The sequence below is a fragment of the Halomonas sp. Cn5-12 genome (assembly GCF_021532545.1).
Classification (GTDB): Bacteria; Pseudomonadota; Gammaproteobacteria; order Pseudomonadales; family Halomonadaceae; genus Vreelandella; species Vreelandella aquamarina.
Genome location: NZ_JAKGAY010000007.1, coordinates 1 through 18,318 on the forward strand (window position 1 = coordinate 1; position 18,318 = coordinate 18,318).

Genomic DNA, 18,318 nt, shown 5'->3' on the forward strand with positions numbered 1-18,318 from the left:
GCAACCACTCGTCTACCGAAGGCGGCAGCAGGTAATCGGTCTGGCGATCCACAGGGATGAAGCGGCTCATGGCGATCTTCTCAGCTCGGCGATGACGGTGGTCAGTATCTCACGGTGCAACGGAAAGACCGACAGGCTGCTAGATACGTGAGTATGTATGCTTGACGCCTACGCGCCAATTATCGTTATAAAGATAGCTGATTATGGAATATAAGCAATCACCACCACAAAAATTCCGCCTCCCTGACAACAGGGGGCGGCAATCCATAAGAGTACTAGTGGCGCAATCGATACGGGCTAAAACGCCTTCTCCAACGCAAAGCGCGGCTGGGTGCTCCCCTCTTTCGTCACGCTCTCCATGAACATCGCTAGCGGGCGCACCCAGAGGCCGTAGCCGCCGTAGAGCGCGCGATAGACCACTAGCGGCTCTTCGCTTTCGCTGTGCTGGGCGGTGCCCATTACTTCGTACAGGCTGCCTTTGTAGTGGCGGTAAATACCGGGAACGGGAGTGGTCATTCGTTTTCCTCTTGGATGGCTTGAGTGGCGGCGGGCTGATTCGCTTTTTTGGCGAGGCGCTCCAGCACTTTGGAAGCGGCCACGAAGCCAAAGGTGCCGGTTAGAAACGTCGCCGCGCCAAAGCCGGAAGCGCAGTCCAGCCGTGTAGCCTCGTTGCTGCCGGGCTTTTGCAGGCACACTTCGCCGTCGGCACTGGGGTAGACCAGCTGCTCGTCGGAGTAGACGCACTCCACCGAGAAGCGCCGCTTAGGATTGCGGGAGAAGCCGTAATCCCGGCGTAATCTTGAGCGCACTTTGGAGAGCAGTGGGTCGTGCTCGGTGCGGGTCAAGTCCGCCACTTGAATGCGCGTGGGGTCGGTCTGCCCGCCCGCTGCGCCGGTGACGGTAATCGGGATTTTGCGTCGCTTGCACCAGGCGATTAGCGCCGCTTTGGCAATCACGCTATCAATGGCATCCACTACATGGTCGGCATCCTCAGGAATGCGCTCGGCCAGGTTGGTGGGCGTGACGAAGCCGGTATCCGCGATGATCTCGATCTCTGGGGCAATCAGGCGGCAGCGCTCGGCCAGCACACCTACTTTGGGCTGGCCAATCGTGCCATCCAACGCGTGGAGCTGGCGGTTAACGTTGGAGACACACACGTCGTCCAGATCGATCAGCGTAAGCTTGCCGATGCCCGAGCGGGCGAGCGCCTCGACCGTCCAGCTACCCACGCCGCCAACGCCGACTACCACCACATGGGCACGGCGAAATGCCTGCGCCGCACGCTGGCCGTAGAGGCGTCGAATACCGCCAAAGCGGAAGTCATAATCGCTAGAAGACGCCGTGGATTCATTCAATGACATGGGCTGGCTCACAGTGCTTGCAGGGCAGAAGGCGTGGCAATGGGCGGCGTTCGCACGCTATCTAGCGGTAAATGCCCCTGCCAGCCAAACTGCTCGAACAGATTTTTCATCGTCTCATCCACGGCGCAGCTAAGCTGAATGCGCTTATCCAGCAGCGGGTGATCAAACGCTAAATAGGTCGCGGCGAGCAGCAGCCGCGGGGCGGCCAGCTGCTCGGCAAAAAAGCGGTTGTGGACACTTTTGCCGTGCTTGGCGTCGCCAATGATCGGGTAGCCGCGGCGGGATAAGTGGCGGCGAATTTGGTGCCGTCGCCCGGTCAGCGGCCGTGCTTCTACCAGGGAATAGCGCGCCACCGGGTAGCGGTCTACCTGCACGGGTAGCTCGACGCTGTCCAGGCGGCGAATGTCGGTCATCGCGGGCATGGCGGGCATTTCCGCCTTGGGGCGCGTGCCGTCCTCCTCCCGTAACGGGTAATCCAACCGCTCCTGCTCCGGCGCTTTGCCGCGCACTACCGCGAGGTAGCGCTTCTCCACTTGACGTTCGCTAAAGCCCTCGCTGAGCAGGGCGGCCACCTCAGAGGAGAGACCAAACACCATCACGCCGGAGGTAGGCCGGTCCAGCCGGTGCACCGGGTAGACCCGCTTGCCGAGCTGGTCGCGCAGGCGCTGAAGCAGGAACTCAGTTTCCCCACGCGCCAGCGCTGAGCGGTGCACTAACAGGCCTGACGGCTTATGCACCGCTACAAGATGCTCATCCTGATAAAGGATGTTAAGTGGCTGCATGGAACTCCTTGATACATAGGCAGAGCATTTGGACATGAAACAGAAACATGAAACAGGGACATAAAACAGAGATGTGGAATCGCGGGCTATTGTCGCGGCTTGGCGCGCTCATGTCATCCGTTGCCAGCACGCTAGGCGGAGATTTCGTCGCCATTGGCAGAGTAGCGGTAGGCCAACTACTGTTAAAGAGCGCCCTTTGTGAGGGCTTCCACGGAAAAGGAAAGGAGCAATTATTATGCGCTATTCACTACCCCTTACCGGTATCGCGGCGGGTGTGCTGCTGGCCACCACGGTACAGGCCAATGAACCGCTTAATGTTGAAATACATAAGGTCAGCGCCGACGGTGTGGAGGAGTCCATCGGCACAGTGGCCGTTGAGCATACCGAGCATGGCGTGCTGCTCACCCCTTCGCTCACCGGTTTAGAGCCGGGGGTTTACGGCTTTCACGTCCATCAAAATGCCAGCTGTGAGCCCGCCGAGAACGACAGCGGCGAAATGACCGCCGCGCTGTCAGCTGGCGGCCACTACGACCCAGAAGAGGCGGGCACCCACCAAGGCCCCTACGGTGACGGCCACTTGGGCGACCTACCTGTACTCACCGTCAATGACGATGGCGAAGCCAATCTGCCGGTACTGGCGCCACGCCTCAGTATGGAAGATATGCCGGGCCGCAGCCTGATGATTCACGCCGGTGGCGACACCTACGCTGATGAACCCCACCTGGGCGGTGGCGGCGCCCGCATGGCTTGCGGCGTTGTCTCCTCTTAACCCTCAATTTGATGGCATTTTCACTTCGGGCAGCCAAACGGTTGCCCGTTTTTCTTTGTTAATCAGCCACTAAAGTCGCAGACCACTAAAGTCGTAAAGCACTAACCGGTACGTCTCTGTACATTCACCCCGGCTAAATAAGCGTGGCTTGCTGCCTAGCCGTTCGCTTGACACCCTCCCTGACCAGTTGAGTGCTTTCTATGATTACGTTCATTTTCTCGATAGTGCTATTAGTCGTGGGTTACTTTACCTACGGCAAGTTCGTCGAGCGCGTGTTTGTCGCCGATCGTAAGCGTCAAACACCGGCGTTCAGTATGCGCGACGACATCGACTATGTGCCGATGAATACCACGCGCAACTCGCTTATCCAGTTGCTTAACATTGCCGGTGTAGGCCCAATTTTCGGCCCTATCCTGGGTGCTCTCTATGGTCCGGTGGCGTTTGTGTGGATCGTGATTGGCTGTATTTTTGCAGGCGCGGTTCACGACTACCTAACCGGCATGATCTCCATCCGTAACCACGGCGCTCACCTGCCCCAGTTGGCGGGCAAATTCCTGGGCAAAACGATGAAGCACGTGGTGAATGGCTTTGCGATTTTGCTGCTGCTATTGGTCGGCACCGTGTTCGTTACCTCTCCGGCGGCCCTGCTCGCTAACATGACATCGCTGTCGCTGACGCTTATCATCCTGGCGATTTTTGCCTACTACCTGATTGCCACGCTGCTGCCGATTGATAAAGTGATTGGGCGTATTTACCCCTACTTCGGCGCGCTTTTGCTGTTCAGCGCCGCTGGCATCGGCATTGGCTTGGTGGTAACCGGCGCGCCTATCCCGGAGCTCTCGTTCCAGAACATGCACCCGGATAACGCACCGATCTTCCCGCTGCTGTTCCTGACCATCTCCTGCGGTGCGCTGTCCGGCTTCCACGCCACACAGACGCCAATCATTTCGCGCACTACTGAAAACGAAACCAACGGCCGCAAGATTTTCTACGGCATGATGATCGCCGAAGGCGTGATTGCCATGATTTGGGCAGCGGCGGCCATGAGCCTGTTCCAAGGTGAACAGTCGCTTTCCGATGTATTGGCAGCAGGCGGCCCTGCCGCTGTTGTGAGCGAAGTCTCTACCACCATGCTGGGCGCCGTTGGTGGCACCCTGGCCGTGCTGGGTGTCATTGTGCTGCCCATCACGTCCGGCGACACCGCCTTCCGCAGTGCGCGCATGATCATTGCCGACTATTTAAAAGTAGAGCAGAAGCCTATCGTTAAGCGCATTCTGATTGCGCTGCCGCTGTTTGTGGCGTCTTACGCGCTCACCCACATGGACTTCACGCTGCTGTGGCGCTACTTCTCCTGGGCCAACCAGACCACCGCCGTCATCGCCCTGTGGACCGCGACGATGTACCTGGTACTCTCACGCAAGCCCTACCTGATCACCTCCATTCCGGCGGTCTTCATGACCATGGCAACGTTCACCTACCTCGCCTACGCCCCCATTGGCTTCAACCTGCCGCTGCAGGTCAGCTACGTGGTTGCCGCGTGCGGTACGCTGGTGTGCATCGCGCTGTTTATGAAGCGGGTACGTCGCCTGAGCCGCGCCACCTTTAGCGTGGATGAGCCGGTGCCTGGTGCGCTGGATCAAGACGCTACGCTGGCCACTAGCAGTCGGTAAATATCAGGTCAACACTTTGCATTGAAATGCAAAACGGGCAGCCCCAAGGGGCTGCCCGTTTTGTATTAGCTAGCGCTCGGCGCTTAATCGCCTACTGCCAGCGGACGAAGTCTTATTCTTCGTCAGTGGCCAGTGCCATATGTTTTTGCAGATAGTTCTGGATACCCACTTGCTCGATCAGTTTTAGCTGCGTTTCGATGTGGTCGATATGACCCTCTTCATCGGCCAGCAGGTCACGCAGCAGATCGCGCGTCACGTAATCTTTCACGCTTTCGCAGTAGGTAATGGCTTCGATGTAGTCGTTGCGGCCGTCATGCTCGATCTTCAAATCACACTCGAGCATCTCTTTGACGTTTTCACCGATGTGCAGCTTGCCGAGGTCTTGCAGGTTGGGGATGCCTTCCAGGAACAGGATGCGCTCGATCAGCTTGTCAGCGTGCTGCATCTCTTCAATGGACTCATCGTACTCCCACTTAGCCAGCACTTTCAGGCCCCAGTCTTTGTACATCTTGGCATGCAGGAAGTACTGGTTGATAGCGACTAGCTCGTTGCCCAGTGCGATATTGAGATGCTGAATAACCTTCGGATCACCTTTCATGCCATCACCTTTTTTTAGCGTACAAGTCTTATCGGACAGTACTGAAGCGTACTGTTTTTCAAAGGTACCATTACATTAACTAAGGAGTATAGGCCATTAAAAGGCTTACTCCCAACGATGTTGGGAGCATAGACAGGAAAGAAAAAATTTCAAATAAATCAATTATTTGCTAACGATAAGCCTAACAAGAGTGATTCGCGTCATACGGCGTAAGCAAGACTCATATCAGACTCTAAGCGAGCAGCTTGAACGGCCTCACGGGTGAGCGACTTGGCAAAGCAAGCGCACTTGCCGCACTGAGTGCCGCAGCCAGTGGCTTCGCGTACTTCTCGCCAGCTGCGCGCTCCGTCGCTAACCTGTTGGCGAATCTGGTGGTCGGTTACTCCCTTGCACACACATACGTACATGGCAACACCTCATAAAAATCATGAGGTGAATGTAAATGATTCGCATACATCTTTTCAAGTAAAAAACGTTGTTCTTTAGTATCGATTCGCCTTAAGGCAACTAAAGTTTTCGCTAACCTACTGGCTGAACAAATATTTTCTCTCCAGCTGCTGAAAATTATTTTTTCGGCAGCACCACGGTTTCAGTCTTGGAGGCGATGTCTGGCCAGCTTCTACGCTGCCCATCGAACAGCACCCACCAATAGCCGATACCGAAGGCCGCCAAGGACAGCCAGGCCGTCGCGCAGCGAATCAGGCTCTGCTTTAAGGTAATCGCGTGACCATCCAGGGTTTGTACGCGCAGCCGCCAGGCTTGCATGCCGAGCGTCATCCCTCCCCGGCGCCAGGAGTAGACGAAGAACAGCGTCACGAAAAACAGCAGCATGAGCCGCAGGCTCCAGATATCGAAGGCCGTGGTACCGATCTCTTCTGCCGTTTGGCCCAGCACGAAGCGGAAAAAGGCCAAGTGAGCCACGGTGACGGCGATCCAGATGGCCATCACCAAAAAACCGTCGTACAGCATGGCGCCCAATCGGCGACCTATGCCGGCGGGCCAAACGTCATCCAACTGGGTAAAACGTCGCGTCGTCACTGCTCTATTCTCCTGATGTGCGTCTGCGCGGCCTTTAGCCATTTCGGCGCAAGAAATAGATCCCCACCGCGGCACAGGCAAGAGTCGGCACTAGCACCGCCCAGACTGGGGAAAAGCCAAAGATGGTCGACGCCGGGGCGAGCAAATCCTGCACGTACTTGAACACCAGACCGGTCACTACGCCATAAAAGACCCGCGTGCCCGCCGCCACCGAACGCAGCGGACCAAACACAAACGAGGCGGCAATCAGTACCAGTGACCCCATGGTGAGGGGCATGAGCACTTTCTGCCAGAAGTAGAGCAGCGGCTGGTCTGCCTGCAGGTTTTGGCTTTGGAGGAAGTTGGCGTACGCCCACAGCTCGCTAGGCGCTTGGCTTTCAATATCCCGCAGCAAACGCTCCAGTTGGGTCGGTGTGAGCGCCGTTTCCCAAGCCGCACTGGGCTGGTACTCCGACTCAGTGCGATTATCAAAAATGCGCGTGGTGGTCACACCTTCAAGCAGCCAGGCGCCCTCGTCCCAGTAGGCGCGATTAGCATGAGTAGCTTCGATCAAGCGGCGCTCATCAAAGCGGTAGCGGGTTAAATCCAGTACCACGTTATCCGCCCGAATGGCACCAAAGCGGTAAACGCTATCGCCTTCAAACTGCCAGCCGCTGCGGGTGGTGAGCATGGCTCCCTCACCTTGGCGCTGCTCTAAGCGCCAGGCTTCGGCGTACTGCTCGGTTCGTGGGCTGACGAACTCTGCCACCAGCAGCACGACCACAACAACCAGCAGCACGGGCTTCATCACGCCCCACACAATCCGCGCCAGCGAACGCCCGGCAGCACGCATCACCGTAAGTTCATTGCTGGAAGCCATACTGCCCAGGCCAATGAGTGCCCCAATCAGCACCGCCACTGGAGCATACTGATAAAAGCGCCAGGGCAACCGCATGCCTAAATAGAGCAGCACGTCTAGTGCGCTATAGTCGCCTTGGGTGTCGCCTAAATCACCAATGTAGGCAATGGTGATATCCAACCCCAGCAGTACAAACTGCACCACCACAATAGCTGCCAGCACGTTGCGGGCGATATAGCGATCCATTTGATCCATAGCGATCAGCATTAGCGCACTCCTTTACGTTGCGAGTGCCACAGCAGCAGCAATCCAAGCCCTAAGAACAGGCCATGCACGGGCCACACACCCACGGCAACCGCTAGAGATCCGCCGCCAATAGCATCCACCGCTGCCAGCAACAGGCTTAAATAGGCGACGTAAAGAAATACCGCAGGAAGTAGCTTGCCAAAGCGTCCTTGACGCGGATTCACCCGAGAGAGCGGCTGGGCCAATAGCGCCAAAATAAATACCATTACCGGCAAGCCTGCCCGCCACTGAAACTGCGCCTGCGCTCGTGGGTCTGGGTCGTTCCACAGCTCAGTGGTGGTCGCATACTCAAGCGAGTTTAACTCTTGCCGGTCACGGCTTAGCCCCAGCCGCAGCGTATAGCGCTCGAAGGTCAAACGCTCGGCATCCTGGCGTCCGGGCGTTACGCCGTAGCGTTCGCCGTCTTCCAAAATGAGAAAACGGCTGCCGGTATCGACGTTCGTTTCCTGATAGCCCGACCCCGCGCGCGTGATGTAACTATGCGTTTTTTCTGCCCCCGCCATGGGCTGCTCGTGCACCAGCACTTCCTGCATTTCCGTGCCGTCGCTATTGAAGTCAGTGATATAGGCTGTGCGCCCGCCGCCAAAATCTTGGAAACGCCCTGGCGCTAGCACTGAGACATCTAAACGGCTGCGCTGCTCTTCTAATGTGGCCTCAGTTTGCAACGCCCCGACAGGGGTTAGCCACAGGCTACACAGCCCTACCAATACCGCGACCACTGTTGCGGGCAGCAGGGTTACCCGTAAAAGCCGAGTGGGGCTCATACCGCAGGCCACCATGACGGTGATTTCGCTGTTCATATAGAGCTGCCCATAGGCCAACAAAATGCCTAAAAAAAACGACAGCGGCAGGATCAGCTCCATAAACCCAGGCAAATGAAAAACCATCAGGCTGCCTAGAATCGTGACGGGAAAATCGCCCTCGGCGGCATCTGAAAAGTAGCGGATAAAGCGGCTGCCCATAATCACCAGCAGCAGGATGCCCGCCACAGCGGACATCGTCAGTAACACTTCGCGAGTTAAGTACCGAAATAAAATCAACGCACTCTCCGACTAGTGGTGCAGGTTGCCATGCAATGCGCCCATGGCTTGGGTACACTAATCAAACTGGTAGCAAACACTAAATAACGGGACATTATCCCGAATCACTCGTTGCTTGTCTTGTTGGAGACGTCATGGAATTTTCCGTTCAGACCGCGAACCCAGCCAAAGCCGAAACGGCTTGCCTCGTTCTCCCTGTTTATAAAGGTAGTGATTTACTGCCCGCTGTCGCCAAATTAGACGACGCCAGCGAGCGATTAATCGGCCAGCTATTGGAACGTGGCGATTTTGATGCGGTACTGGGCAACACTCAATTGGTGCCCTTCGCGCCGGGTCTGGGGGCCGACCGCATTCTGCTGGTAGGCTTGGGTGAGCGTGACAAATGCCAAGAGGCTGCGTTTATTAAAGCCTTGGACGCTGCGATGACGGCCCTAACCAAGCTTCCCATCGATGAAGCCTGCGCTACCTTTACTGATGTGCCACTGGCAGATCGCGACGCTGCTTGGAAGGCCCGCAAAACCCTGGAAGCCGTCGAGCGCGCTATCTACCGGTTTGATCAATTCAAGTCATCCCCCGCTAAAGCGCCCAGCTTGGCGAAGCTCACGCTGATTGTTAGCGATGCAAACGACGCTCCCCTCGCCATGCAAGGGGCTGCTTTAGGCACCGCCATTGGCCAGGGCATTAATTTCACCCGCACGCTCGGCAACCTACCGGGCAATGTGTGCACGCCGCGCTACTTAGCCGAGCAGGCAGAAGCATTAGGTCGCGATTCTCAAGGCGCGCTCGACGTTGAGATTCTAGACGAAGAGGCGCTAGAGGCCCTGGGCGCTCACTCACTGCTGTCAGTAGGCCGTGGCAGCGTCGAGCCAACACGGCTCATCGTGATGAAATATCAGGGGGCAGAAACCCCAGAGGAAGCGCCCCATGTACTGGTAGGTAAAGGCATCACCTTCGATACCGGCGGTATTTCGCTGAAGCCCGGCGAAGGTATGGATGAGATGAAGTTTGATATGGGCGGCGCCGCCAGCGTCTTTGGCACCGTCAAAGCCGTGCTGGCCATCAAACCCAAGCTCAACGCCGTGTTTATCGTCGCCGCTGCCGAGAACATGCCTGATGGCGCCGCCACCAAGCCGGGCGATATTATCAAAACGCTCAAAGGGCTGACGGTGGAAGTGCTCAACACCGATGCCGAAGGCCGCCTGGTGCTGTGCGACGCGCTCACCTATGCCGAGCGCTTTACCCCGGCCAGCGTGGTCGATATCGCCACCTTAACGGGTGCGGCCATTATTGCCCTTGGCCACCACGCCACCGGCCTGCTCTCCAACGATGATGACCTAGCGCTTGATCTGTTGGATGCCGGTGAAACCGCCTGGGACCGCGCGTGGCACCTGCCGCTATGGGATGAGTACCAGGAGCAGCTGGACTCCAACTTTGCCGATTTGGCCAACATTGGCGGTCGTCCGGCGGGCACGATTACCGCCGCGTGCTTCCTGTCGCGCTTTGCCGACCACTTCCCCTGGGCGCACCTGGATATTGCCGGCACCGCTTGGCATTCGGGCAAACAAAAAGGCGCCACCGGCCGCCCGGTGGGTCTGCTGACCCAATACCTGATCGACCGTGAAGCCGACGCCCAAGTCGAAAATGGCGACGCCTAACCACACAAACAGGCCACCAATGGTTGCCTTTCGTTAACGCAACCGTTAAACCTGAAAGTATGAGCGTGTGCCGCTGCCAAGCAGGCACATGCTATCCAAACGATACGCTTAATAGATGCCCTTCGGGGCTTGGCTCTAGCGGAGAGAACACGCCGTGCCCACAGCTTCAGATGCTCAACTTGAATCACGTTTTGAAATTTTGCCGTCCAACCAGCCGGCGGCCGATGACATTCGTGACAACATCCTGCAAAACCCAGGATTTGGTAAATACTTCACCGACCACATGGCCCACGTGCGCTGGACCGTCGATGCCGATTGGCACGGTCACCAAGTACGCCCCTACGGCCCGCTGACCCTGGACCCCGCCGCCTCGGTGCTGCACTACGGCCAGGAAATTTTTGAGGGAATCAAGGCGTACCGCCATGCCGATGGCTCTATCTGGACCTTCCGCCCAGAGAAAAACGCCGAGCGTTTTCGCCGTAGCGCTCGCCGTTTAGCGCTGCCCGAGCTTTCCGATGACGACTTCATCGGCTCGCTGAAAGCACTGCTGGCCCAAGACCACGCCTGGGTACCCACCCCGGCTAGTGAAGCCGACGAGTGCAGCCTCTACCTGCGTCCGTTCATGATCGCTTCGGAAGCGTTTCTGGGCGTGCGTCCGGCTCACGAAGTCGACTACTACGTGATTGCATCCCCGGCGGCGGCCTACTTCAAAGGCGGAATCGAGCCGGTCTCTATTTGGCTCTCCTCACACTACAAGCGCGCGGCCCCTGGCGGTACCGGTTTTGCCAAGTGCGGTGGCAACTACGCCGCCTCGCTGGCCGCCCAAAAAGAAGCCGCTGCCAACGGTTGCAGCCAGGTCGCCTTCCTGGACGCTGCTGAAAACAAGTGGATCGAAGAGCTGGGTGGCATGAACCTGTTCTTCGTTTACAAGGATGGCCGCATCGTCACACCGCGCCTGACCGACACCATCTTGGAAGGCGTGACCCGCAACTCTGTCCTGACCCTGGCTAAAGACGCGGGCCTCATCCCCGAAGAGCGCGCGATCAGCATCGACGAGTGGCGCGAAGGTGCCGCCTCCGGCGAGATTACCGAGGTCTTCGCCTGCGGTACGGCCGCCGTAATTACCCCGGTTGGCGAGCTGGTCACGGAAAACGAGCGTATTCGCCTGCAGGGCGATGGCAATAACGAAGTGGCCAAGCGCATTCGCAAGACACTGCTCGACCTTCAGTATGGCCGCAGCGACGATAAATACGGCTGGCTGACCCGCTTGGTATGACCCTCTAGCGTTACTCAACACCTGGCCGCCACTCACCGTGGCGGCCAGGCTGCCAAGCGCGTTGACCCCGCTGGAGCCACCGATGGCACGCATCGATTTTTATATTCTGCCCGATACCACCCTTGAAGCGCGTTTACAGTTTGCCTGCAAGCTCGCCGAAACGATCCACCGCAAAGGGTACCGACTGCACCTGCACTGCGAAGACAAAGCGCTGGCCGAACAGGCCGACGAAGCGCTGTGGCAGTTCCGCGATGATGCTTACCTGCCCCATGCATTGGAAGATAGCGAGCTAGCCGACAGTGTGCCCATCACACTAGGCTGGCAGCAGCTACCGGTGCCCACTGAAGAGACGGCGCTGCTGAACCTACACCCCGATATTCCCGAAGGTATTGAGCACTTCGCCCGGATTGCCGAGATCATCAACCAACACCAACATGTGCTGGTCGCTAAACGCGCCTGCTGGCAGCGCTACAAGGCGCTTGGGCATGAGGTCGTGCCGCATAAATTAGGGTAGTAAAACAACCACTCAATGGATGAGACACCCCATGCTTTCTCATGCCCTGTTAGCCCGCACACCGCTGGCGGTCATCGTTATCGCCCAACTGTTTGGCACATCACTCTGGTTTAGCGTTAATGGCGTTGGCTTGGCGCTGCAAGAAGCCGTGGGGCTAAGTGAAAGCGACCTGGGGCTGCTTACCATTGCCGTGCAGGCGGGGTTTATTACCGGTACGCTGCTGATTGCCACTACCGGCCTCGCCGACCGCATACGTGCCAGCCACCTGTTTGCGATGTCCGCTGTACTCGGCGCGCTGATTAACGCAGCGTTTATTGGCGTGGCAGAAAGCGTCACGCTGGCGGCAGTGGCACGCTTTTTAGTCGGGCTTTGTCTGGCGGGCATTTATCCGCTGGGCATGAAGCTGGTGGTGAGCTGGACACCCACTCATGCAGGCTCGGCGCTTGGCTGGTTGGTCGGCATGCTCACCCTTGGCATTGCTTCGCCGCACCTGCTGCGCGGGCTTACCCTGCATCTTCCCTGGCAGTGGCCACTGCTGTTGGCCTCTGCCCTTGCTCTTCTGGCAGCGCTGATGATTTTTAAGCTAGGCGTGGGGCCACACCTGCCTGCTAAGGCCAACGGCGGGCGACCCTGGGCGGGGCTTGCCGCATTTAAAGAGAAGAACTTCCGCGCCGCCGCGCTGGGCTACTTCGGCCACTGCTGGGAGCTTTACGCCCTCTGGGCGCTGGTGCCTTTTTTGGTCGCCAGAGAGCTGGAACGCTTAGGCGCAGCCCCGGGCCTGCAGCCGTGGCTAAGCTTTGCGGTCATCGCCTTGGGGCTTCCCGGCTGCGTATGGGCCGGCTGGTGGAGCCGACGCATCGGTAGCGCGCGGGTCGCGTTTATCGCGCTGGCGGTATCTGGCACCCTGTGCCTTATCTATCCGCTGCTAGGTGGCCTCTCCCCCTGGCTGCTACTGGCGCTACTCGCGCTTTGGGGCGTGAGCGTGATTGCCGACTCGGCCCAGTTCTCTGCCCTGGCCTCCGCCAGCGCGCCGCCCGAGCGGCTGGGCGCGGCGCTGGCCATGATGAATGCGATTGGCTTTGGCCTCACGATTCCCTCCATCGCGTTAGTGACAGCCCTATGGGCAAGCCAAGGGCCTTGGGTGATTTGGTGGTTGCTGCCTGGGCCAGTGCTTGGACTGATAGCCATGCGTGGATTGCATCTGCGAACACACCTACGCACAACACAACCCTGACGAGCGCGGGGCGTTCGCGCTATACTTGCCACCATTTTTTGCAAGCCGTGAGCCGACTCCCCATGGAAAAGACCTACCAACCCGAACAGATCGAAACCCGCTGGTACGAACGCTGGGAAGCCGATAACCGCTTCGCGCCGTCTGGCCGCGGCAAGCCCTTCTCGATCATGATTCCGCCGCCCAACGTCACCGGCAGCCTGCACATGGGCCACGCGTTCCAGGACACCATCATGGATACCCTGACGCGCTGGAAGCGGATGCAGGGCAACAACACCCTGTGGCAGGTAGGCACCGACCACGCCGGTATCGCCACGCAGATGCTGGTGGAGCGCAAGATTGCAGCCGAAGAGGGCAAGACCCGCCATGACCTCGGCCGCGAGGCGTTCATCGAAAAAGTGTGGGAGTGGAAGGAAGAGTCCGGCGGCCACATTACCCGACAGCTGCGCCGCATGGGCGCCAGCGTCGACTGGAGCCGTGAGCGCTTCACCATGGACGATGGCTTCTATAAAGCGGTTCAAGAAGTTTTCGTGCGCCTGCACGAAGAGGGCCTGATCTATCGCGGCAAGCGGCTGGTGAACTGGGACCCCACCCTGCACACCGCCATTTCCGACCTGGAAGTCGAAAACAAGGAGCAGCAGGGTAGCTTCTGGCACTTCCGCTACCCGCTGGCCGACGGCGTCAAGACCGACGACGGCAAGGATTACGTAGTGGTCGCCACCACCCGCCCGGAAACCCTGTTGGGTGACACCGGCGTGGCGGTCAACCCAGAAGACCCGCGCTACGCCTCCTTGGTAGGCAAGTTCATCGAACTGCCGCTGGTAGGCCGCCGTATTCCCATCGTGGCGGACGAGCACGCCGATATGGAGAAAGGTTCGGGCTGTGTGAAGATTACCCCGGCCCACGACTTCAACGACTACGAAGTCGGCAAGCGCCAGAACCACCTGCTGATCAACGTCTTCACCAAAGATGCGACGATTCTTGAGCAGGCAGAAATTTTCGACCTGAAAGGTCAGCCGCAGCCCGATGAAGACGCTACCCTGCCGGCCAAATACGCGGGCTTGGATCGTTTCGAAGCGCGCAAGCAGATCGTCGCCGATATGGAGGCCCTCGGCCTGCTGGAGCAAGTGGAAAGCGTCAACAACACCCTGCCCTACGGCGACCGCTCCGGCGATGTCATCGAGCCGCTGCTGACTGATCAGTGGTTCGTGGCCGTGGAGAGCCTCGCCAAGCCCGCCATCGAAGCGGTAGAGAACGGCGACATTCAGTTCGTGCCGAAGAACTACGAGAACATGTACTTCGCCTGGATGCACGACCTACAGGACTGGTGTATTTCTCGCCAGCTGTGGTGGGGCCACCGCATTCCGGCTTGGTACGACGCCGACGGCAATGTTTACGTGGCTCGCAGTGAAGAGGAAGCCCGCGAGAAGCATGGTCTTGATGCTGACGTCGCCCTGACCCAGGACGAAGACGTCCTGGACACCTGGTTCAGCTCGGGCCTATGGACGTTTGGCACCCTCGGCTGGCCGGAGAAAACGCCGGAGTTGGAAACCTTCCACCCCTCCAGCGTGCTGGTGACGGGTTTCGACATCATCTTCTTCTGGGTCGCCCGGATGATCATGATGACGCTGAAATTTACCGGTGAAGTCCCCTTCAAGACCGTTTACGTCCATGGCCTGGTGCGCGATGGCCAGGGCCAGAAGATGTCCAAGTCCAAGGGCAACGTGCTGGACCCCATCGACCTGATCGACGGCATCAGCCTGGACGCGCTGCTGGAAAAGCGCACCGGTAACATGATGCAGCCCCAGAAGGCCAAGGCGATTGCCAAGGCGACCAAAGAAGAGTTCAAAGACGGCATCGAGCCCCACGGTACCGATGCACTGCGCTTTACCTTCCTTTCCCAAGCCACCACCGGGCGCGATATCAAGTTCGATATGAACCGCCTGGATGGCTACCGCAACTTCTGTAACAAGCTGTGGAACGCCTCGCGCTATGTGCTGATGAATGCCGAAGGCGAAGATTGCGGCACCAGCGGCGAAGAAGTGGAGCTGTCGCTAGCCGATCGCTGGATTATCTCCCAGCTACAGAAAACCGAAGCGCAGGTCACCAAGGCGATGGACGAGTACCGCTTCGACCACGCCTCCCAAGCGCTGTACGAGTTCGTCTGGAACGAGTACTGCGACTGGTACCTGGAGCTTTCCAAGCCTGTTTTATGGGACGAAGCGGCCAGCGCCGAAGCCAAACGCGGCACGCGCCGCACCCTGGTGCGGGTGCTGGAAACCATCCTGCGCCTGGCCCATCCGATGATGCCCTATATCTCGGAAGAGATCTGGCAGCGGGTCGCCCCTCTGGCGGGCACCTATGTGGGCGACGATGCCTCCATCATGCATCAAGCGTGGCCGGAAGCCGACGAGAGCAAGATCGACGAGCAGGCCACCCGCGACATCGAGTGGCTGAAAGGCGTGATCATCGCCGTGCGCAACATCCGCGCCGAGATGAACATTGCCCCCGGCAAGCCGCTGGACGTGCTGCTGACCAAAGGTCAGCCCGAAGACGCCGAGCGCCTGGAGCAGAACCGCCGCTTCCTGGCCAAGCTAGCGAAACTGGAAAGTGTGACGTGGCTAGCCAACCCAGAAGACGCCCCGCTTTCGGCCACGCAGCTGGTCGGCGATATGGAAGTGTTGGTGCCGATGGCAGACCTGATCGATAAAGACGCGGAGCTTGCCCGCCTCGCCAAAGAGATCGAGAAACAGGATAAGCTCATCGGCGGTATCGAGAAGAAGCTGGGCAACGAAGGCTTTATCGCCAAAGCCCCCGACGCCGTGATCGAGAAAGAGCGCGGCAAACTGGCAGAGTACCAGTCCGCCAAAAAGCTGTTGGAAGAGCAGCAGGCGAAGATTGCCGCAATGTAATCCCCCGCTCATGACAGTCTCACAACGGCACCTACTGGGTGCCGTTGTCGTATCTACAGCGCCTTTTTCACGCGACGACTAAGCCGATAGCGGCTTAGTTAGCTTCCCGCCAACCGCCGAGCACACGGCTATCCGGTCCGAAGAACACCAAACGGTCGTGGTCGATCAAGTAACGATACGCGGTATCCAGCATATCGGTGACCCGCTTGGCGTCTTCCATATTGGGGCAGGCCATTCGGGTGGAGGCCAGTTCGCTGAACTCAATGCGCTGGCTTTCGCCCAGGCTCACCTTGCCGGTGAACTGGTTGCAACCATCCGAGCCGCTAACCTTGCCGTCGCGGCCGATGCGGAAAAATGGCGTCTCGGGCATTGATAGCCGCTCATCGGTCCCTACCAACAGCAAGTTCCAACGCTGCTCGACCACTGGCCCAGAGAGCGTGCCGCCTTGCGGCACGTCGATTCGCTCTTGCTGCGGTGTGCTGCCACAAGCGCTCAGCAGCAGCGCAAGCCCCATCCCCAGGATGATATGGCGAGTTTGTCCTTTCACCTTGTTCGTACTCCTTAAGCGTTTTACCAGCGACTTACCAGCTACCCGTGTTTTCCATGGAGGCCCAAGGCTCCTGGGGTGACAACGCATCGCCTTTTTGCAGCAGCTCGACAGAGATGCCGTCGGGCGACTTCACGAACGCCATGTTGCCGTCGCGGGGCGGACGGTTGATGGTGACGCCGTTATCCTGAAGTTTCTGGCAAAGGGCGTAAATGTCGTCGACTCGGTAGGCTAGGTGTCCAAAATTACGGCCCCTCGTGTACTCTTCCGGGTCCCAGTTGTAGGTAAGCTCAAGCTCGGGGGCAGTAAGGCGCTCGGAGCGCGCTTCATCTTCAGGAGCCGCCAGGAACACCAGCGTAAAACGGCCCTTTTCGTTCTCTTTGCGGCGCACTTCTTTGAGGCCGAGCAGGTCACAATAAAAGTGAAGCGAGGCGTCTAAGTCGCTGACACGTACCATGCTGTGTAAAAACTGCATGTCATTTCCTCTTCATTGAAGAATGGTAATTATATCCCGTGCTACCGCCGAGTGCGGTGCCGAGCCGGTCATGTAGCACCATTAAAACATAGACAATAGTGCGACAGTAAAATAGAAAGTAGACACGCTGTATAATGGTGTCACGGCTGTTCATCTAGTGTGTCACTCTTCAGTGACAATCACGATTCGCTATCGGCTCGTCGAGGAGAGGTCTGTGGATTCGATTACGCAAGCGGCGCTTGGCGCAGCGGTAGGTGGTGCCGTGTTAGGTAAGCGACTGGGCCGTAAAGCCATCGTCATAGGTGCGCTACTGGGTACTCTACCCGACCTGGACGTGGTGCTGGACTACGGCGATGCGGTGGCCAATGTGACCGAGCACCGTGGCTTCAGCCATTCGCTGTTCGTATTGACGGGCCTTGCCACGTTGCTGGCCGTGCTGTGTGCCCGTTTTGCTCCAGCGCGGGATATCTCGTTGGGTCGCTGGTGGTGCTTTTTTACGTTGATATTAGTGACTCACCCGCTGCTCGACTCGCTGACCACCTACGGCACGCAGTTGCTCTGGCCGCTAGACGCACCGCCCGCCGCGTGGCCTATCGTCTTCATCATCGATCCGTTCTACACGCTACCGCTGCTTATGGCGCTGATTATCGGCAGCGTGTCGGGCAAGGTACGCAGTGCCTGCCGCACGGGGCTGGTGATCTCCTGCGCTTACCTCATGATGGCCGCAGGTGCCAAATGGAGCGTCGAGCAGCGCCTAACGCCAGCCCTAGCCGAGGCGGACTTACAAGCAGCCCCCGTACTCATCCAACCCACGCCGTTCAATATCGCACTATGGCGGGCAACGGTCATCGATGAAGACCGCTATTACGAGAGTTTGATCAGTGTATTTGATCGTGACCGAGTTCCCGCACTGGAACCACTGCGTCGTAACGTCGAACTGGAGCCAAGTGCTCTGGAGGGGCCGCTAGGGCAGCGGCTGACGTGGTTCACCGGACCGTTTTTGCGCTTTGAGACGCGCTATATTAATGGCCAAGAGACGTTGGTCGCCACCGATATTCGGCTGGGTTTTCCTGGCTTTCACCCGTTTAACTTCACCCTGGCAACCCGAGAGGAAGAGCGCTGGGTACCGGTAGCCGTTAGCGAAGAAGTAGACAGCCCAAGAGGATTACACATGGCCACGCTGGCGCGGCTTGCCGCGCGAGCGGGTGGCGATGTATTAGCTCTGTGCGCCAGCGATTACGTGGAACCGCAGTGGCGCGCAGAGCCGTTTCTGTACCGCTGCTAATGGCTGAGATGCTAGATCATG

At 58.4% G+C, this 18,318-nt stretch carries 18 protein-coding genes; 8 read left to right on the forward strand and 10 right to left on the reverse strand.

Features of this window, described 5'->3' with window-relative positions; translation table 11 throughout:
* Positions 1-297 precede the first annotated feature (297 nt).
* Genes L1249_RS05800 through L1249_RS05810 form a run of 3 tightly spaced genes read right to left on the reverse strand, consistent with a single transcriptional unit; the run spans position 298 to position 2,143 of the window.
* Positions 298-516: a DUF1653 domain-containing protein gene (locus L1249_RS05800; RefSeq protein WP_044630520.1), complete on the reverse strand. Its 219-nt coding sequence runs from the start codon at positions 514-516 to the stop codon at positions 298-300.
* Positions 513-1,361, reverse strand: a complete 849-nt coding sequence (tcdA, locus tag L1249_RS05805) for a tRNA cyclic N6-threonylcarbamoyladenosine(37) synthase TcdA (RefSeq protein WP_044630521.1) — start codon at positions 1,359-1,361, stop codon at positions 513-515. Before tcdA ends, L1249_RS05800 begins: the two co-directional genes overlap by 4 nt.
* A gap of 8 nt (positions 1,362-1,369) precedes the next feature.
* Positions 1,370-2,143: a pseudouridine synthase gene (locus L1249_RS05810; protein WP_044630522.1), complete on the reverse strand. Its 774-nt coding sequence runs from the start codon at positions 2,141-2,143 to the stop codon at positions 1,370-1,372.
* 235 nt (positions 2,144-2,378) lie between these two features.
* Here L1249_RS05810 and sodC point away from each other — a divergent pair, with 235 nt between their 5' ends.
* Positions 2,379-2,912 carry a superoxide dismutase family protein gene (sodC, locus tag L1249_RS05815; protein WP_044630523.1) on the forward strand — a complete coding sequence of 178 codons (534 nt, stop codon included), beginning with the start codon at positions 2,379-2,381 and terminating at the stop codon, positions 2,910-2,912.
* 200 nt (positions 2,913-3,112) lie between these two features.
* Positions 3,113-4,582: a carbon starvation CstA family protein gene (locus L1249_RS05820; protein ID WP_044630524.1), complete on the forward strand. Its 1,470-nt coding sequence runs from the start codon at positions 3,113-3,115 to the stop codon at positions 4,580-4,582.
* A gap of 112 nt (positions 4,583-4,694) precedes the next feature.
* Here the strand turns inward: L1249_RS05820 and bfr are convergent, their stop codons facing one another.
* The 5 genes from bfr to lptF all read right to left on the reverse strand — a co-directional run bounded on the left by bfr (position 4,695) and on the right by lptF (position 8,402).
* The gene (bfr, locus tag L1249_RS05825) at positions 4,695-5,180 is read right to left on the reverse strand and encodes a bacterioferritin (RefSeq protein WP_044630649.1); all 486 of its coding nucleotides are present in this window, start codon (positions 5,178-5,180) and stop codon (positions 4,695-4,697) included.
* Positions 5,181-5,380: 200 nt separating this feature from the next.
* Entirely contained in the window at positions 5,381-5,587 is a 207-nt protein-coding gene (locus L1249_RS05830) for a bacterioferritin-associated ferredoxin (RefSeq protein ID WP_044630650.1), read from the reverse strand.
* Between the two features lie 157 nt (positions 5,588-5,744).
* Positions 5,745-6,218 carry an RDD family protein gene (locus tag L1249_RS05835; RefSeq protein ID WP_228168624.1) on the reverse strand — a complete coding sequence of 158 codons (474 nt, stop codon included), beginning with the start codon at positions 6,216-6,218 and terminating at the stop codon, positions 5,745-5,747.
* Positions 6,219-6,252: 34 nt separating this feature from the next.
* Positions 6,253-7,323 carry an LPS export ABC transporter permease LptG gene (gene lptG, locus L1249_RS05840; RefSeq protein ID WP_044630652.1) on the reverse strand — a complete coding sequence of 357 codons (1,071 nt, stop codon included), beginning with the start codon at positions 7,321-7,323 and terminating at the stop codon, positions 6,253-6,255.
* Positions 7,323-8,402, reverse strand: a complete 1,080-nt coding sequence (gene lptF, locus L1249_RS05845) for an LPS export ABC transporter permease LptF (protein WP_082051496.1) — start codon at positions 8,400-8,402, stop codon at positions 7,323-7,325. Before lptF ends, lptG begins: the two co-directional genes overlap by 1 nt.
* Before the next feature lie 134 nt (positions 8,403-8,536).
* On the opposite strand from lptF, the gene L1249_RS05850 reads away from it, so the two are divergent.
* From L1249_RS05850 to L1249_RS05870, 5 genes are all read left to right on the forward strand, one after another.
* Positions 8,537-10,057: a leucyl aminopeptidase gene (locus L1249_RS05850; RefSeq protein ID WP_044630653.1), complete on the forward strand. Its 1,521-nt coding sequence runs from the start codon at positions 8,537-8,539 to the stop codon at positions 10,055-10,057.
* A gap of 154 nt (positions 10,058-10,211) precedes the next feature.
* Complete coding sequence (locus L1249_RS05855) at positions 10,212-11,333, forward strand: branched-chain amino acid aminotransferase (RefSeq protein ID WP_044630654.1); 1,122 nt, start codon at positions 10,212-10,214, stop codon at positions 11,331-11,333.
* Positions 11,334-11,415: 82 nt separating this feature from the next.
* Positions 11,416-11,847: a DNA polymerase III subunit chi gene (locus tag L1249_RS05860; RefSeq protein WP_044630655.1), complete on the forward strand. Its 432-nt coding sequence runs from the start codon at positions 11,416-11,418 to the stop codon at positions 11,845-11,847.
* Positions 11,848-11,878: 31 nt separating this feature from the next.
* Positions 11,879-13,081 carry an MFS transporter gene (locus L1249_RS05865; protein ID WP_137092976.1) on the forward strand — a complete coding sequence of 401 codons (1,203 nt, stop codon included), beginning with the start codon at positions 11,879-11,881 and terminating at the stop codon, positions 13,079-13,081.
* A gap of 62 nt (positions 13,082-13,143) precedes the next feature.
* Complete coding sequence (locus L1249_RS05870) at positions 13,144-15,990, forward strand: valine--tRNA ligase (RefSeq protein ID WP_137092974.1); 2,847 nt, start codon at positions 13,144-13,146, stop codon at positions 15,988-15,990.
* 94 nt (positions 15,991-16,084) lie between these two features.
* Here L1249_RS05870 and L1249_RS05875 read toward each other — a convergent pair whose 3' ends face one another.
* The gene (locus tag L1249_RS05875) at positions 16,085-16,504 is read right to left on the reverse strand and encodes an META domain-containing protein (RefSeq protein WP_137093030.1); all 420 of its coding nucleotides are present in this window, start codon (positions 16,502-16,504) and stop codon (positions 16,085-16,087) included.
* Between the two features lie 67 nt (positions 16,505-16,571).
* Positions 16,572-17,012: a lactoylglutathione lyase gene (gene gloA / locus L1249_RS05880; protein WP_058579673.1), complete on the reverse strand. Its 441-nt coding sequence runs from the start codon at positions 17,010-17,012 to the stop codon at positions 16,572-16,574.
* A gap of 214 nt (positions 17,013-17,226) precedes the next feature.
* Here gloA and L1249_RS05885 point away from each other — a divergent pair, with 214 nt between their 5' ends.
* Positions 17,227-18,297 carry a metal-dependent hydrolase gene (locus L1249_RS05885; protein WP_044630660.1) on the forward strand — a complete coding sequence of 357 codons (1,071 nt, stop codon included), beginning with the start codon at positions 17,227-17,229 and terminating at the stop codon, positions 18,295-18,297.
* Positions 18,298-18,318: the final 21 nt, after the last annotated feature.

Excerpts from the sequence above, each read along its gene's own strand:
- L1249_RS05800 (WP_044630520.1), bottom strand. The coding sequence starts at position 516 with ATGACCACTCCCGTTCCCGGTATTTACCGCCACTACAAAGGCAGCCTG.
- tcdA (WP_044630521.1), bottom strand. The coding sequence starts at position 1,361 with ATGTCATTGAATGAATCCACGGCGTCTTCTAGCGATTATGACTTCCGC.
- L1249_RS05810 (WP_044630522.1), bottom strand. The coding sequence starts at position 2,143 with ATGCAGCCACTTAACATCCTTTATCAGGATGAGCATCTTGTAGCGGTG.
- sodC (WP_044630523.1), top strand. The coding sequence starts at position 2,379 with ATGCGCTATTCACTACCCCTTACCGGTATCGCGGCGGGTGTGCTGCTG.
- L1249_RS05820 (WP_044630524.1), top strand. The coding sequence starts at position 3,113 with ATGATTACGTTCATTTTCTCGATAGTGCTATTAGTCGTGGGTTACTTT.
- bfr (WP_044630649.1), bottom strand. The coding sequence starts at position 5,180 with ATGAAAGGTGATCCGAAGGTTATTCAGCATCTCAATATCGCACTGGGC.
- L1249_RS05830 (WP_044630650.1), bottom strand. The coding sequence starts at position 5,587 with ATGTACGTATGTGTGTGCAAGGGAGTAACCGACCACCAGATTCGCCAA.
- lptG (WP_044630652.1), bottom strand. The coding sequence starts at position 7,323 with ATGCTGATCGCTATGGATCAAATGGATCGCTATATCGCCCGCAACGTG.
- L1249_RS05850 (WP_044630653.1), top strand. The coding sequence starts at position 8,537 with ATGGAATTTTCCGTTCAGACCGCGAACCCAGCCAAAGCCGAAACGGCT.
- L1249_RS05860 (WP_044630655.1), top strand. The coding sequence starts at position 11,416 with ATGGCACGCATCGATTTTTATATTCTGCCCGATACCACCCTTGAAGCG.
- L1249_RS05865 (WP_137092976.1), top strand. The coding sequence starts at position 11,879 with ATGCTTTCTCATGCCCTGTTAGCCCGCACACCGCTGGCGGTCATCGTT.
- L1249_RS05870 (WP_137092974.1), top strand. The coding sequence starts at position 13,144 with ATGGAAAAGACCTACCAACCCGAACAGATCGAAACCCGCTGGTACGAA.
- L1249_RS05875 (WP_137093030.1), bottom strand. The coding sequence starts at position 16,504 with ATGGGGCTTGCGCTGCTGCTGAGCGCTTGTGGCAGCACACCGCAGCAA.
- gloA (WP_058579673.1), bottom strand. The coding sequence starts at position 17,012 with ATGCAGTTTTTACACAGCATGGTACGTGTCAGCGACTTAGACGCCTCG.